Source organism: Paracoccus laeviglucosivorans (genome assembly GCF_900182695.1).
Lineage (GTDB): Bacteria > Pseudomonadota > Alphaproteobacteria > Rhodobacterales > Rhodobacteraceae > Paracoccus > Paracoccus laeviglucosivorans.
Genome location: NZ_FXTK01000011.1, coordinates 19,389 through 32,087, shown reverse-complemented (window position 1 = coordinate 32,087; position 12,699 = coordinate 19,389). Strand labels below are relative to the sequence as shown.

The 12,699-nt window shown below is 60.5% G+C and carries 15 protein-coding genes; 11 read left to right on the top strand and 4 right to left on the bottom strand.

Features of this window, described 5'->3' with window-relative positions; translation table 11 throughout:
• Positions 1 to 280: 280 nt before the first annotated feature.
• Positions 281 to 487: a cold-shock protein gene (locus FN835_RS12460; RefSeq protein WP_142663554.1), complete on the top strand. Its 207-nt coding sequence runs from the start codon at positions 281 to 283 to the stop codon at positions 485 to 487.
• 442 nt (positions 488 to 929) lie between these two features.
• Here FN835_RS12460 and FN835_RS12450 read toward each other — a convergent pair whose 3' ends face one another.
• Positions 930 to 1,130, bottom strand: coding sequence for a hypothetical protein (locus FN835_RS12450; RefSeq protein ID WP_142663552.1), 201 nt, complete (start codon positions 1,128 to 1,130; stop codon positions 930 to 932).
• Between the two features lie 835 nt (positions 1,131 to 1,965).
• Between FN835_RS12450 and FN835_RS12445 the strand changes: the two genes are divergently transcribed.
• The 10 genes from FN835_RS12445 (at position 1,966) to FN835_RS12400 (ending at position 10,472) form a co-directional block, all read left to right on the top strand.
• Positions 1,966 to 2,196 carry a hypothetical protein gene (locus FN835_RS12445; protein WP_142663551.1) on the top strand — a complete coding sequence of 77 codons (231 nt, stop codon included), beginning with the start codon at positions 1,966 to 1,968 and terminating at the stop codon, positions 2,194 to 2,196.
• Between the two features lie 399 nt (positions 2,197 to 2,595).
• Complete coding sequence (locus FN835_RS12440) at positions 2,596 to 2,862, top strand: hypothetical protein (RefSeq protein WP_142663550.1); 267 nt, start codon at positions 2,596 to 2,598, stop codon at positions 2,860 to 2,862.
• A gap of 56 nt (positions 2,863 to 2,918) precedes the next feature.
• Positions 2,919 to 3,179 (top strand): hypothetical protein, encoded by a 261-nt coding sequence (locus FN835_RS12435; RefSeq protein ID WP_142663549.1) that lies wholly within the window; start codon positions 2,919 to 2,921, stop codon positions 3,177 to 3,179.
• 603 nt (positions 3,180 to 3,782) lie between these two features.
• Positions 3,783 to 4,622, top strand: a complete 840-nt coding sequence (locus tag FN835_RS12430; RefSeq protein WP_246098724.1) for an NAD-dependent epimerase/dehydratase family protein — start codon at positions 3,783 to 3,785, stop codon at positions 4,620 to 4,622.
• A gap of 4 nt (positions 4,623 to 4,626) precedes the next feature.
• Complete coding sequence (locus FN835_RS12425; protein ID WP_142663548.1) at positions 4,627 to 5,466, top strand: sugar phosphate isomerase/epimerase family protein; 840 nt, start codon at positions 4,627 to 4,629, stop codon at positions 5,464 to 5,466.
• A gap of 18 nt (positions 5,467 to 5,484) precedes the next feature.
• Entirely contained in the window at positions 5,485 to 6,486 is a 1,002-nt protein-coding gene (locus FN835_RS12420) for a hypothetical protein (RefSeq protein WP_142663547.1), read from the top strand.
• Positions 6,483 to 7,655: an FAD-dependent oxidoreductase gene (locus tag FN835_RS12415; RefSeq protein ID WP_142663546.1), complete on the top strand. Its 1,173-nt coding sequence runs from the start codon at positions 6,483 to 6,485 to the stop codon at positions 7,653 to 7,655. The genes FN835_RS12420 and FN835_RS12415 overlap by 4 nt, the downstream gene beginning before the upstream one ends.
• Positions 7,652 to 8,047: a GtrA family protein gene (locus tag FN835_RS12410; RefSeq protein WP_142663545.1), complete on the top strand. Its 396-nt coding sequence runs from the start codon at positions 7,652 to 7,654 to the stop codon at positions 8,045 to 8,047. Before FN835_RS12415 ends, FN835_RS12410 begins: the two co-directional genes overlap by 4 nt.
• A 2-nt stretch (positions 8,048 to 8,049) precedes the next feature.
• Entirely contained in the window at positions 8,050 to 8,835 is a 786-nt protein-coding gene (locus tag FN835_RS12405) for a glycosyltransferase family 2 protein (RefSeq protein ID WP_142663644.1), read from the top strand.
• 41 nt (positions 8,836 to 8,876) lie between these two features.
• Positions 8,877 to 10,472 carry a hypothetical protein gene (locus FN835_RS12400; protein WP_142663544.1) on the top strand — a complete coding sequence of 532 codons (1,596 nt, stop codon included), beginning with the start codon at positions 8,877 to 8,879 and terminating at the stop codon, positions 10,470 to 10,472.
• A 15-nt stretch (positions 10,473 to 10,487) separates the two neighbouring features.
• Here FN835_RS12400 and FN835_RS12395 read toward each other — a convergent pair whose 3' ends face one another.
• The 3 genes from FN835_RS12395 to FN835_RS12385 all read right to left on the bottom strand — a co-directional run bounded on the left by FN835_RS12395 (position 10,488) and on the right by FN835_RS12385 (position 12,666).
• A complete protein-coding gene (locus FN835_RS12395; RefSeq protein ID WP_142663543.1) occupies positions 10,488 to 10,919 on the bottom strand; it encodes a hypothetical protein in 432 nt (143 codons plus the stop codon).
• Positions 10,920 to 11,032: 113 nt separating this feature from the next.
• The gene (locus FN835_RS12390; RefSeq protein WP_142663542.1) at positions 11,033 to 11,605 is read right to left on the bottom strand and encodes a hypothetical protein; all 573 of its coding nucleotides are present in this window, start codon (positions 11,603 to 11,605) and stop codon (positions 11,033 to 11,035) included.
• A gap of 14 nt (positions 11,606 to 11,619) precedes the next feature.
• Positions 11,620 to 12,666: a GlxA family transcriptional regulator gene (locus FN835_RS12385; RefSeq protein WP_142663541.1), complete on the bottom strand. Its 1,047-nt coding sequence runs from the start codon at positions 12,664 to 12,666 to the stop codon at positions 11,620 to 11,622.
• Between the last annotated feature and the right edge of the window lie 33 nt (positions 12,667 to 12,699).

Genomic DNA, 12,699 nt, shown 5'->3' with positions numbered 1-12,699 from the left:
GTAAATAGGTGCCACACCGCGAAGTGCGCGGCTACCAGTCTGAATAGGCTCACTAATAAAATTCGGGATCGACCAAGCTCGCTTGAGGATTCCTACTCGGGTAGCCCGGCAAGGACACGTCACCCGAATAATCCTTGCTAACTGCGGCGCTTCGGTCCATGTTAGCCGAGCTATGTTATTCCCCTATACACCTGTCTCCTTTCGGTCTCAGTCGTGTTTTGGCTTGACTGAGGCCGGGTCGTCGCATTCTGCGGGCGACATGCAAAATGGAGAAATCACGATGGCAAATGGCACCGTGAAATGGTTCAACCCTACCAAAGGTTTCGGGTTCATCGCACCGGAAAACGGCGGAAAAGATGTGTTCCTGCACATTTCCGCTGTTGAACGCGCCAATCTCACGACAATTGCTGATGGGCAGCGCGTCACTTTCGACATCGAATCCGGCAGAGACGGTCGCGAATCCGCCCGAAACCTGGCGCTCGCATAATTGATTAGACCCGGCCCGGCAACAGGTCGGGTCTTTTCTTGAGGTAGATATGACACCGAAAGCCGAGAGCTTATTCAAACCCGTTACCAAGCAAACGGTAATGGATCGGACGACCGCCGAGTCCCGGCATATCACTTCCGAAGAGACCCGTGAACGGAACGAGCGAACTGCTTTTCTCAAAGCCGCGCGACTTGCCAGAAAGGCACTTGTACAGTCCCTCCCACAGCCTCCAAGCGCGAAACCGGAAAAAGCAAAGCGCAGGCAGAAATCGCCCGTAGTGTCAGGAGTCATAACCAGTAAATGAGGGTTGCGGCGACGGCGATGTCTTAGAGGAATCCCGTTAGGCAGCGCGCTTGTCATAGACCTAAGGTTTCCGCGGGACTTCGTAAAGAATGATTCTGGACGTGCCATCTGCTCTGCGTTCAGGGCGGTGAATCCCACCTTATGGAGCGATCGGAGCGCGGTATCCCAGACGAGCTGCTTCGGCCACTATATAGTTGCGCAGCTCTTCTAGCTCGTCGTCGGTCTCACCATACACTTGCGCGATGCTCACCGCATCTAGCGGGCGATCATCGTGCTGGCTTTCCACCATCTTTTTCAGCGCTGCGGATATTGCACGCTTTGCCTCACCAATGCCTGCCATCTGATCCAACCTTTCGCGGATTACATTCCGCATTCTGCACCGCGCGATATGGTTTGCAAACGTTCGGTAACCCATTGTTCAGTATTGAGCGGAAATCGAACAAGTTTGTAAATTTAGGTTGACTTTATTAAACTCCCTGTATGGTTAAGCTAACCGGGGGCAGACAAGAAGCCCGCCTGGTTTGCGCCTGCGGATGGTTCGCCGATGTTCTTCGCAGGCATCTGCGTTCGCTGCTGGACCAGCATCCGAAAGGTGAAGGACGTCGAGACAACCGACACCTGTTCGGCTTCCTGTCCGGCCCGCCGAATGCCGAGGTAGGGGCCGTTCATCCCAAGGCTACGCCGGTGATCCTGCGGAGGCCCGAGGAATGGCAGGATTGGCTGATTTTGCCGTGGCCCGACGCTTAATCGATGCAGCGCCCGCTGCCGGATGGTGCGCTCCTCCTCATCACATAGGATTTTGTTAGTCGCCGGAACGACACTGCCGACGCATCGTTGACTGCCTAGTCGTTGACAGTGTCCAAACTCCGACGGCCGGGGGAAGGCCCTCACCCTCAGGCGAGGGCCTGACTTCCCTCATGGAGAAAGTTCATGCCCCTAGGCCGCCCCATTCGATCTGTCAATTACGAGGACGCCAGCGGACATTTCCGGATTGTCGCTGACACGAACTCTATGGGCCGTGCCCTTCTAAGCCGCTGCAACGTGAAGGACCCTGCCTTTCGTGCAGCAGCCCGAGCCATTGTGGAATTTGAACAGGTTGGCGGAGACGCGGAAGACGTCCGTAACAAATTTATCGACGCCTTAATTGAGGCAGGGGTTTACGTGAGGGCAGAATAATGAGCGGGCCGAAGCATCCTGACGAATATGATGATCGTTTCTTGGACTGCGAGGCGGACCTCGAGGCCGATATTCTCGCGGTGCTTGATCGAGCTGCTGCCGCAGGCTGGAAGCGCGCGGAAGCTTTAGCGGCCATAACCTCTCTGATCGACAACATCGCCCTGGGCGATCAGGCCAACGCTGAGACGCAACGCAAGATCGATGAAGAGATGCAACGCTTGCGGGACTGAACCGGCCTCCCTGCGCTAAGGTGGAGTGTCCCCAAAGCGTGGAACAAAAGCCATCATATGCGGTTGGTTGGTACGCTGTCCCTTTCCGGTCACTTCCGAGCGCAATGCCCCTGCGATGAAGTTTTCTCTGGTCGCAGGGGCCACCGCCTAGCAACTGACAATCTGGACGAGGCGTTCCTATTCTGTTCTGCTCGCGCGCAGAAGGGAATCAGACATGGTTCAGCCATACATCGTCACAATTCTATGCAGCTGCGGACATCGTGCCGAGGTGCAACTTCCCCGTCCGGTCAGCAGGCAGGAAGTCCTGAACAAAGCGCGATGCTCTAAGTGCGGCAAGCTAGGCGCAGCTGATATGCAATTTGCCACCCAAACGAATGCGGCTTCTGCACAGGGCTTCTGATGGGTGATCGGTGGACCCGCGTCCAGACCTTTGCTGAAATCGAATCCGCCGACGATTGGACAGTGCTTCGGAATGGGCTGGTCGTGGGTCGGGTGTTCAAGGACATCACCCAACACAACCGGCCAGAGACGTGGCGCTGGTCGGTCATCACCATCCCATCCGCAAACAGCTATGCCGAGACGCTGGAGAAGGCGCTTGAGCAAGTCCGGGCACGAGCTTCCGATAAATGGGGGCATCCGCCGTATGGATGGAAAACTCTAGCGTGAGTTGCTTTTCAGATTTTTAATGGAAGGGCGGTCCGTATGGATTAGGTAAACGACCCATGGATGATCGTGACCCTATAAGCTCGATCGACAGCCTTGAGGGCAGGCGGATGTTCGAGCGCGAATCAATTCTCGACGCTCGAGCACATCTGCGCGACGTGATCTCGCAACTGCAGCATAGCGATGTCGTTGGGTGGATAGCTTACGGTCGCTATGTCGAACAATACGGATGCACGGACGCTGAAGTCAGGGAACGCATGCTTGCCGGGCAAATAAAATTCAAAAAGGTTCGCGGTAAGCTTCTACTCCTGGCAACCTAGCTGGAAGCGTTTGTCCCGCATCAAAGATCTACGGGACATCTTACTTTGTGATCGTTGGCCTACAGGGGCCTGATGGTTGATCAAGGTCGCCTCAGATCAGCGGCGGAGCTAGTTTCCAGACTGCCTCGTAAGTGATTGATTATCATGGGGCGAGTAACGAGCCTGTTTCCGGGCGATGGGCTTGATAAGTCTTGGAATTGGCCGTTCTGTCGGGATCACCAGATTTCATCGCATCGCTTCTATCGGCGTGGCTGCCCTGTCGGTTGCGCCCGGCCGATATGGTTGTTGCGGCGCGCACCTGTGCTTTGCGGCAGGTCGGCGCGGTCAGGATGAATGGACTAAATACCTGACCTATAAGGCAGTAGCACTGTCATATGCGTGTTTCGCAGGACATCGCTAAATGTCGCCATCAAGGCGGGTTGCTTGACGAAACATGTCAGAGATGCAACCCAATATGTGTTATTATGTATGCGTTAATAAGTGTCGGGTGACATGGCGGGTGATGCGCTAATAGGTGCGACAGGTTTTGTCGGCGGGAATTTGCGTCTGAAAAGACATTTTTCCGCGTTCTTCAATTCCTCTAATATTACTGAATCTGCGGGTGTGACTTTCGACACGGTTGTCTGCGCCGCCGCGCCGGGATCGATGGTCGAAGCCAACCGGGCGCCGCAAAATGACACGGCCCGCATCGATCAGATCATGGGGCACTTGTCGCGGATCAAGGCCAAAAAGCTGGTGCTGATTTCGACCATCGCGACGCTCAAGGACTTTGGCCATGGGCAGGATGAGGGCACGACCGCCTATGAGGAAGATCTTGCCTATGGGCGCAACCGGCGCAGGCTTGAAGCGTTCTGCGCCGAGAATTTCGACCGCCATCTGATCCTGCGACTACCTGCGCTGTTCGGGCATGGCCTGCGCAAGAATATGCTGTTCGATCTGATGAACCCGCTTCCGTCGATGCTGACCCACCAGCGGCGCGACGCGCTTGCTGCGGCGTTGGAACCTGCGACGGCGGCGCGGCTTATGTCCTTTTACCGCTTCGACGACGTGACGACGATGTGGCATCTGGACCGCAACGCGGTCGATGCCTCGGATGACAGGCAGCAACTGGGCGCGGCAGTCAAGGCAGCGGGCTTCGAGGCCCTACGGTTCACCAATCCTGCATCGCAGTTCCAGTTCTTTGATCTGTCGCAACTGTCGGATGTCATCGACAATGCTATGGATGCAGGGCTGTCTTTGCTGCATCTGGCGCCCGAACCGCTGCAGGCGCAGACCGTGGTCGCCGCTTTGCGCGGAGAGCAGATGCCCGAAAGCACGGCCCGCATTCATCGCGAAGACATGCAGACCCGTCATGCCAGCCTGTTCGGCCAATCCGGGCGCTACACCGCCAGCGCAGAACAGGTGCTGGCGGGGCTGAAGCAATTCCTTGCAGCGGGGGGCTAGGCACATGCGCGGGTTTGCGGTTTCCAACATCGCCTGGCCGTTCGCAGATCGTCTGGAGGCCTATCGGCTGATGGCCGGGCACGGCATCACCGGCATCGAGATCGCGCCGGGGATGCTTTTCGCTGACGCTGACGATGCGTTCGATCCGCCGCCAAATCTGATCCGTCAGCGTCTGGCCGAGATCGAGGCTGCCGGGCTGGTTCCCGTCTCGATGCAATCGCTGCTTTTCGGCGTCAAGGATGTGGCGCTTTTCGGTAATGCTGCGCAGCGTCAGGCATATGTCGCCGCTTTGTCCCGTGCGATCCGACTGGCCGGGGCGCTTGGCATTCCGCATCTGGTGCTGGGTTCTCCGCGTGAAAGGGTGGTGCCGGACGACATGCCGCCGACCGAGGCCGCAAGCATCGCGACGGATATTTTCGCGAGGCTTGGCGGATTGGCCCAGTCCTGTGGCTGTCGCTTGGGGTTGGAGCCCAACCCTGCGATCTATGGAACGAACTTTGCCACGCATACCGATGTGACGGCGGGTATCGTGCGGGATGTCGCCCATCCGGGGTTCTGCATGACGCTGGATATCGGCAGCCTGCACATCAACGGTGAACTGTCCGACCTGCCGCAGATCATGAATCGGGACAGCGACATCATCGGCCATGCGCATCTTTCCGAGCCGCAACTGACGCTGGCACCGAACGATGTCGGCACCGCCGCCCGGATCGTCTCGGTCCTGCGCGAAAGCGCCTATGCGGGCTGGCTTTCGATCGAAATGCGCGCAAGCGGGCCGGAATCCTGCGCCGCGCTTGGCGTCGCGCTGACAAGGCTGCGCGATGCCCGGATGCAGGTGGTCTGACATGAAAGGGGGCCGGATATGCTGCGCGACGACATTCTGATCTCGGCCTGCGTTCACGACGTTGCCCCGACAGCGGAAAGTGCCGAGGCGTTGCAGCGACTGGCACGACGGCTTGGCGCAACCTTTCGCTATTGGGAGATCTTGCTGGCGGTGCCCGCCGATGCCGGCAGCGACTGGACTGCGGCCTTTGGTGCGGTGGCCAATCTGCGATTGCTGCGGTTGCGTCAGGGGTTGGGGTCTTATCGGGTGCGCGCCGTGCTGGCGACCGAAGCGATTGGCGATGTGGTGCTGATCGCCTCGATCAACGAAACGGACTTTCTTGATGCCAGCCAGATGATCCTGCAGGCGCATGACACCAACAGCATCGTCATCGCGGATCGCGGCAAAAGCTCGTTTCTTGACATGGCGCTGGGTGTTGCCGGGAATGGCAGCGGTTTCCGGGTCAATGCGCGTTTCATGCAGACCCTTGCCATGCCGCGCGCCTTGCTGACGCGGCTGCTGAACCAGCCCGAAAAGCAGTTGGCGCTGCGCTTTCCGCCGCGCGATCTGTCGATCCCGATCAACCTGTATCGCGCGGATGCCGATTTCCTGACGAAAGGCCGCCGCCGCGGGCTTGGAAGCCGTCTGCATCTGGCGCAGCGCCTGATCGTCAGTTCGGCCCCGAATGTCCTGCTGACGCTAAGCGTTGCTTCGTGCCTGACCGCGTTGGTGGGGTTTCTGTTCCTGATCTACGTGATCCTGGTCTGGTTGTTTCACAGCACGGTTCAGCCGGGATGGGTCACCACCTCGGCCATACTTGCGGTCTCGGCGGGATTTCTTGGGCTGATGGGGCTGGGTCTAAGCACGGGGATGCAAAAGATCATCGACCTGCTGGCGCGCGAGGATAATGACGACATTCTGGAGGAGATCAGCCAGATCAACGTCTATGCCGGTATCCACGAAGACCTGAACGTGCATTACGAACGCGGCGCGATCCCCGAGGTCACGGCGACCGCAGCAACACCGGGTCGCGTGACATGAACCATGTCGCCTCCATGCCCCGTCACGTCGATGCGCTGATCGTCGGGGGCGGGTTCTTCGGACTGTGTCTGGCGCTGTTTCTGCGCTCGGTCACCCGGTCGCTGCTGTTGGTCGAGACCCGCCCGCAACTGATGGATCGTGCATCTCGGGTCAATCAGGCGCGGGTGCATACGGGGTTTCACTACCCGCGCAGCGCCCTGACGGCGGGGCGTTCGCTTAGCCTGCATCGCCGCTTTGCCGACGATTTTCCAGAAGCGATCCACGACCGCTTCGACATGGCCTATGCCATCGCGTCGCAACAATCCAAGGTCACGGCACGGCGGTTCTATCGGATGTTCGCCGATATGGGGGCACCCATCGCGGTCGCCGGACCTCAGCTTGCATCGCTGTTCGACCGCGACCGTATCGCGGGGATTTTCGCCTGCACGGAATATGCGTTCGATTATACCCGGTTGCGCGACCAGCTTGCCCATCATGCCGACGCAGCCGGGATCGAGATTCGGCTTGGCACCTCGGCCATCCATCTGGCGCCGACCGCGACGGCGGCCTGCGTCACGCTGTCCGACGGGACCGAGGTTATCGCAAAGCACGTGTTTGACGTGACCTATTCGCGTATCAATCACTTGCGCGTGGCAGCAGGGCTGCCGCTGCTGGCGCTGAAGCACGAAGCTGCGGAAGTCGCGCTTGTCGTCCCACCGCCCGAGCTGGAGCGTGTAGGGGTCACGGTGATGGACGGGCCGTTCTTCTCTACCATGCCATACCCGGCGGCGGGCCTGCATTCGTTGACGCATGTGCGTTACACGCCGGGGGCAAGCTGGACCGATGACGGTCAGGGGCTGCGTCAGCATTTGCGCTATGACGTCGCCGCCCCGCAGGTCGGCAGTCGCGCGCGTTTCATGGTTCAGGATGCCGCGCGCTTTCTGCCCGTGCTGGCCGGGGCCGAATGGCGCAGTTCGATCCACGAGGTAAAGACAGTGCTGCTGCGCAACGAAGGTGATGACGCGCGTCCCATTCTTTACCGCCGCGATCCGGGGGCGCATCTGACCTCGATCCTGGGGGCCAAGCTGGACAATATCTACGATCTGTTCGATCAGGTCCGCCTGTGCGAGCCGCGATTTGCGAAAGCCACCGACAGGCTGATCACGGCCAGCGGAAAGGTTGCCGTATGACCGCGACCCCACAGGCGCTGCGTTATCTGATCGTCGTGGTTCTGGGGTTGGGCGTCGATCTGGGCCTGGCGGTCATGCTGGTCGGCGCCGGAGCGCCAAGGCCGCTGGCAAGCGCGGCCGGGCTGATCTGTGGCGCGGCGTTCAATTTCGCGCTGCACCGGGCATGGACATTCAAAAGCACACAGCCTCAGGCGGTCCTGCCGCAGATCGTAAGCTACGCGGTCTCGATCGGAATGATCCTGTTGGTCCGGCTGATCGTGCTGGCCGTGCTGGACCGACTTCCGATGCCCATCAGCGATCCTCTGGCCATTTTTCTGGCGACCGGATTTTCATTCATCGTGAATTTTTTCGTGCTTCAACGCCTTGTTTTCAAGGGAAGGGTCGATTCTTGAACATGCTCAATGACAGCGGCTGGCAATTGCCCGCATCCGAGACGCTGGAACTGGCCCCCAAGCGGCACAAATATGCGCTGGTCATCCCGGTGATCAACGAAGGACAGCGGATTCGCGGCCAGTTACAGCGCATCGCTGCCTTGCCCGACCATCCCGATACGATCATTGCCGATGGCGGTTCGACCGATGGATCGCTGGACCCGGAATTTCTGACACAGCAGGGCGTGCGCACCCGTCTGACCAAGACGGGGCCGGGCAAGCTTAGCGCGCAGTTGCGCATGGCCTATGCTTATTGTCTGCGGCAGGGCTATGACGGCATCGTCACCATCGACGGCAATGGCAAGGACGGGGTCGAGGCGATTGCCGGCTTCGTCGCGCGGCTGGACGCGGGCGACGACTATGTGCAGGGGTCGCGTTATGCGCAGGGCGGTCAGGCGGTCAACACGCCGTTGGACAGGGCCTTTGCCAACCGGATGATCCATGCGCCGATGCTTAGTCTGGCATCGCGGAAGAAGCTGACCGATACGACCAACGGTTTTCGTGCCTATTCCGCGCGTTACCTGCTTGACCCGCGTGTCGCGCCGTTCCGCGACGTGTTCAATCGCTATGAGCTGCTGTTCTATCTGACGGTCCGCGCGGGCCAGCTTGGATACAAGGTCAGCGAAATACCCGTCACGCGCGCCTATCCTTCGGGGGAAAAGCCGCCGACCAAGATCAACGGTTGGAACGCGCGACTGGCTGTTCTGGGACAGACCATCGCCGCAGCAACCGGAAAGTTCGCCCCCTAAAATGCCCTAGTCACGCGCAAGCGTCCCGGAGTTCCGAGTTCATGTTTCCAAAGCGTCATCTGCCTTTTGTCTTCGCGGCGCTGGTGCCCTTGCTGATGCTGCTGGTCGTGGCGCAAACCCCGGTCGAGCCCTGGGGCGACGAGGCGATGTTGATCACCAACCTGCTGGTGCCGGATCTGAACATCTTCGCGCCGCTGCCGCATTACGAACAGGCCGCCCCGGTGGGCTATCTGTGGCTTTCGCGCCAGCTGCTTGAGATATTCGGCGCCGAGCCGCCTTTTCACGTGCTGCGCTATCTATCGGCGCTGTTCATCGGGTTGGGTGTCGTGCTGATCCTGTCGATCGCGCCGATCCGCCGGGACTGGATGGCCAAGATCATCGTGGTGGCATTGCTGCTCGGCTCTCCGATGATCTGGATCTATGCCAACGAGATCAAACACTATTCCGCGGAATTCTTTGCCTCGGCGCTGGTTCTGGCCTGCGGGATACCGCTGGTGACGCGCAGCGATATGGCCGCGCTTTCGCTGTTCTTGCTGGCGGTGGTCGTGGCAGGGCTGGTGTCGTTCACCGTTCCCGTCGTCGTGGCGGGGATGCTGATGGCGATTGCCGTCATGCGCCTGCGCAGCGATCAGCCTGATCGGTTGGCCCCGGCAGTGGTCGTCACCGCGGTTCTGGCGATGGTCTATCTGGGTGCCATATATCTGTTCCTTAATCGCGGGTTGGTCGTCTGGCAGATTCAGGCCTATGCGCATGTCTACAGCCCCGAAGCGGGGCAGGGGCTTGCCGGGCTGCTGGTCAAGCGGTTGGGCGGGCTGCTGGATGCCGTAGTCAATGCCTTTGGTCCAAGCTGGCTGTCGCGCGTGCAGGGGGGGCTGCATCTGATCGGCCTGCCGCTTGGGCTGTCTTATCACGCAATTCGACTGATCGCCCTGGCGCTTTTTGCGGCGCTGGTCATCATCGCGCGCAAGTCCGCGCCCGGTCTGGTCGGGCTGACGCTTGGCGTTTTCGCGGCGGTGGCGGTCTTGCAACTGGCGGGGATGCTGCACCTGTCCTATCCGCGTCATGCGATTTTCCTGATGCCCTTTACGGCGGCGCTGATGGCGATCTCGCTCTCGCGTTTGCTGGGGGCTTCATTGCCGCAGAAGTCCGGCGCGGTGATTGTTGCGACGGCCTTGGTGATGGGGCTGTGGCTGGGCATCGGCACGGCGCTTACGCGGCAGACGCAGGAACTTGGCAAGATGCTTGCCCATATCCGCGACACCGCCCCCGAGGCGCCGGTCTGGATCAACGGCAGCGGTCAGCCGGTGTTCGAACTGCTTGCACCGCGGCCGAACACCGTGCTGGGAGAGATGGACAGCGCAAGCGGTCCCGTCGCATGGCAGGTGCGCGGGGCCGAGTTCCTGCCGCCTGCGCAGCATGGTGGCGAATGGCTGGGCAATCCCGACTATCCGCAATCCATCGCCGCGCAGGCTGCGGGTCAGACGGAATTGTGGCTGCTGTTCAACAACGATCCGTCTGCGCAGGACCGCATCCCGTTCCTTTCGGTTGCAGCCAAGACCGTCGGTCCCTGTAACCCTGCAATCGAAGGGCATGGCGCGGGTCTTTATTATTGCGCAAGGCAAGGCGCGGCGAACTGATCCGCCGGCACAGCCTCAGCGCGAAAAGGCTTGGATCAGGTTCATGACCGCCAGCACTTTTTGCGTATGGCGATCAATGCGATAGATGCGGTTGTCATCGCGATAGTAATCCCAGCTGCGCCGATCCTCCAGCTGATAGCGGTGCGGGTCGCGCAGATGGGTATAGGCGCGGCGGTCAAAGACATCGCCCACATGCGGGTGGCGGTGGCGACGCGCCTGTCCGGGTGGGACGCAGGCGCGGTCTTTTTTCGCCAGGCCCGGCGGGCAAAAGGCGTGGCGGCGGTCGTGCCGCTTGTCGTCACGCAATTTGTCGTGGTGGCGATGATCATCGTGGCGGTGTTCGTGCCGGTCATGGCGGTCGCGTCCGCGATGATCGTCTGCGAGCGCCGTGCCAGAGGCAAGCGTCGCGAAGATAAGTGCGCTGCCCAGCATATTGCCAAATTTCATTTCGGGATTCCGTTGAAGTCCTTGATCCCGCTTTGATTGCGCCCGCAATTTGCGCAAGGCAATGACCCAAGATTTCGTGATCGTTTGCGGGGCAATTCCTTGCCGATCAGGCGTCAGCCAAGGCTGTCATAACGCCTTGCGATCCAACTGATGTCGTAAAGCAACCAGATCAGTCCCAGCACTGCCAGCCTGCGCGACGAATTGCGCGGATGCGTGGCAAACAGCGCCAGCGCTGCCCCGGCCAGCAGGCGCAGCGGATATTCGGGACCAAGCAGGCGCAGATGCTCGGTCCCTTTCATCAGCGTGTCGATCAGGTCGAAGCCGAATGACAGCGCGAACAGGCCAAAGAACCAGCGGCGGCGGCGCAGAAAGAAATCCTCGCTGCTGGCATGGTCGGTGGCGGCGTCGGGAAAGATCAGCGTCGCCATCAGAAAGAACAGCGCAGCATAGGACAGCACGAAGACATAAGCGCCGAAATGCCAGACAGGGATGTCCCGCAGCGCAAATTCCCACCACCAGAAATGCACGGCGCTAAGCAGCAGCACGAACGCCCAGACGATCTGGGCGTGCATCGCCTGCGTCCGGCCGGGTTGCTGGATACGGCGCGACAGGCCGGACAGGACACGGGTGATGGACAAGCCAAGGATCAGGCTGACCAGAACCCGCAGGTGGCCGTAAGCATCCATTGCAACTCCCGCGCTTATGCGGGGGCAGCCTCGGGCTCGGCCCCGTCCATGTCAAGCGCACGTTCCTGCCGCCACAGATCGGGCGTCGTCCCTTCGGTTTCGCGAAACACCCGGATCAGGTGCGAGGCGTCGCAAAAGCCCGTCTCTTCGGCGATGCGGGTGACGGTGCGGTCCGTGCGCGCCAGTAGCATCCGCGCCTGCGCCAGCCGGATGCGGATCGAGGCATCGGCGGGCGGGATGCCCAGATCGGCGTTGAAATGCCGTTCCAGCTTGCGCCGCCCCACGCCCAGATCGCGGGCGATGCGGGCGATGGGCAGGGGGGCGTGCAGGTTTTGCTGCATCGACAACAGCGCGCGGCGCACCAGCGGATCGCGGGCGTTCAGTTCCAGCGGCAGGCCGGGCTGGGGACGGTCGCCGGTCATCGGCTCGTCGATCATCAGGATCGACAGGCTTTTGCGCGCCGCCGCGCGGCCAAGGTGACGATCGACAAGAAATGCTGCCAAATGCGCGGCGCTGACACCACCCGAACAGGACAGCCGGTCGCGATCCACCACGAAAATCTGGTCCGACACGGGGCGCATCTTTTCGAATTCCGCCAGAAAGTCCTGATGGTGGAACCAGCTTACGCAGCAGCGGTAGCCGTCCATCAGCCCCAACCGCGCCAAGGCGAACATGCCCGTGCACAGCCCGCCCAGATGGACCTTGGCTGTCGCCGCGCGTTGCAGGAAGGCGTTCTGTTCCAGCGAAAGCCCGGCACCGCTGTCGATCAGCCCGCCGACCACGATGATGTAATCAAAGCGGGATGGGTCGCCCAGCCGTTCATCAGGTTCGATGCGCAGCCCGCAGGACGACTGCACCGGCGCCATATCCGCAGACAGAACCGACCAGCGGCAGCGCAGCTGACGCGAGCCGTCGCCATCATCCGCGGCCAGCCGCAGCACGTCCATGAAATTGGCAAATGCCGACAGCGTAAAGCGCGGCGCCAGCAGAAAACCGATGCGCAACCGCGGTGCCGGGGGCTGCTGCGATGTCTTGGTCTGGCTATCAACGGTTTCGGGCATGTAAGACGCGAATCAACAATGGCTATTGTCGCG

Excerpts from the sequence above, each read along its gene's own strand:
- FN835_RS12460 (WP_142663554.1), top strand. The coding sequence starts at position 281 with ATGGCAAATGGCACCGTGAAATGGTTCAACCCTACCAAAGGTTTCGGG.
- FN835_RS12450 (WP_142663552.1), bottom strand. The coding sequence starts at position 1,130 with ATGGCAGGCATTGGTGAGGCAAAGCGTGCAATATCCGCAGCGCTGAAA.
- FN835_RS12445 (WP_142663551.1), top strand. The coding sequence starts at position 1,966 with ATGAGCGGGCCGAAGCATCCTGACGAATATGATGATCGTTTCTTGGAC.
- FN835_RS12440 (WP_142663550.1), top strand. The coding sequence starts at position 2,596 with ATGGGTGATCGGTGGACCCGCGTCCAGACCTTTGCTGAAATCGAATCC.
- FN835_RS12435 (WP_142663549.1), top strand. The coding sequence starts at position 2,919 with ATGGATGATCGTGACCCTATAAGCTCGATCGACAGCCTTGAGGGCAGG.
- FN835_RS12425 (WP_142663548.1), top strand. The coding sequence starts at position 4,627 with ATGCGCGGGTTTGCGGTTTCCAACATCGCCTGGCCGTTCGCAGATCGT.
- FN835_RS12420 (WP_142663547.1), top strand. The coding sequence starts at position 5,485 with ATGCTGCGCGACGACATTCTGATCTCGGCCTGCGTTCACGACGTTGCC.
- FN835_RS12415 (WP_142663546.1), top strand. The coding sequence starts at position 6,483 with ATGAACCATGTCGCCTCCATGCCCCGTCACGTCGATGCGCTGATCGTC.
- FN835_RS12410 (WP_142663545.1), top strand. The coding sequence starts at position 7,652 with ATGACCGCGACCCCACAGGCGCTGCGTTATCTGATCGTCGTGGTTCTG.
- FN835_RS12405 (WP_142663644.1), top strand. The coding sequence starts at position 8,050 with ATGCTCAATGACAGCGGCTGGCAATTGCCCGCATCCGAGACGCTGGAA.
- FN835_RS12400 (WP_142663544.1), top strand. The coding sequence starts at position 8,877 with ATGTTTCCAAAGCGTCATCTGCCTTTTGTCTTCGCGGCGCTGGTGCCC.
- FN835_RS12395 (WP_142663543.1), bottom strand. The coding sequence starts at position 10,919 with ATGAAATTTGGCAATATGCTGGGCAGCGCACTTATCTTCGCGACGCTT.
- FN835_RS12390 (WP_142663542.1), bottom strand. The coding sequence starts at position 11,605 with ATGGATGCTTACGGCCACCTGCGGGTTCTGGTCAGCCTGATCCTTGGC.
- FN835_RS12385 (WP_142663541.1), bottom strand. The coding sequence starts at position 12,666 with ATGCCCGAAACCGTTGATAGCCAGACCAAGACATCGCAGCAGCCCCCG.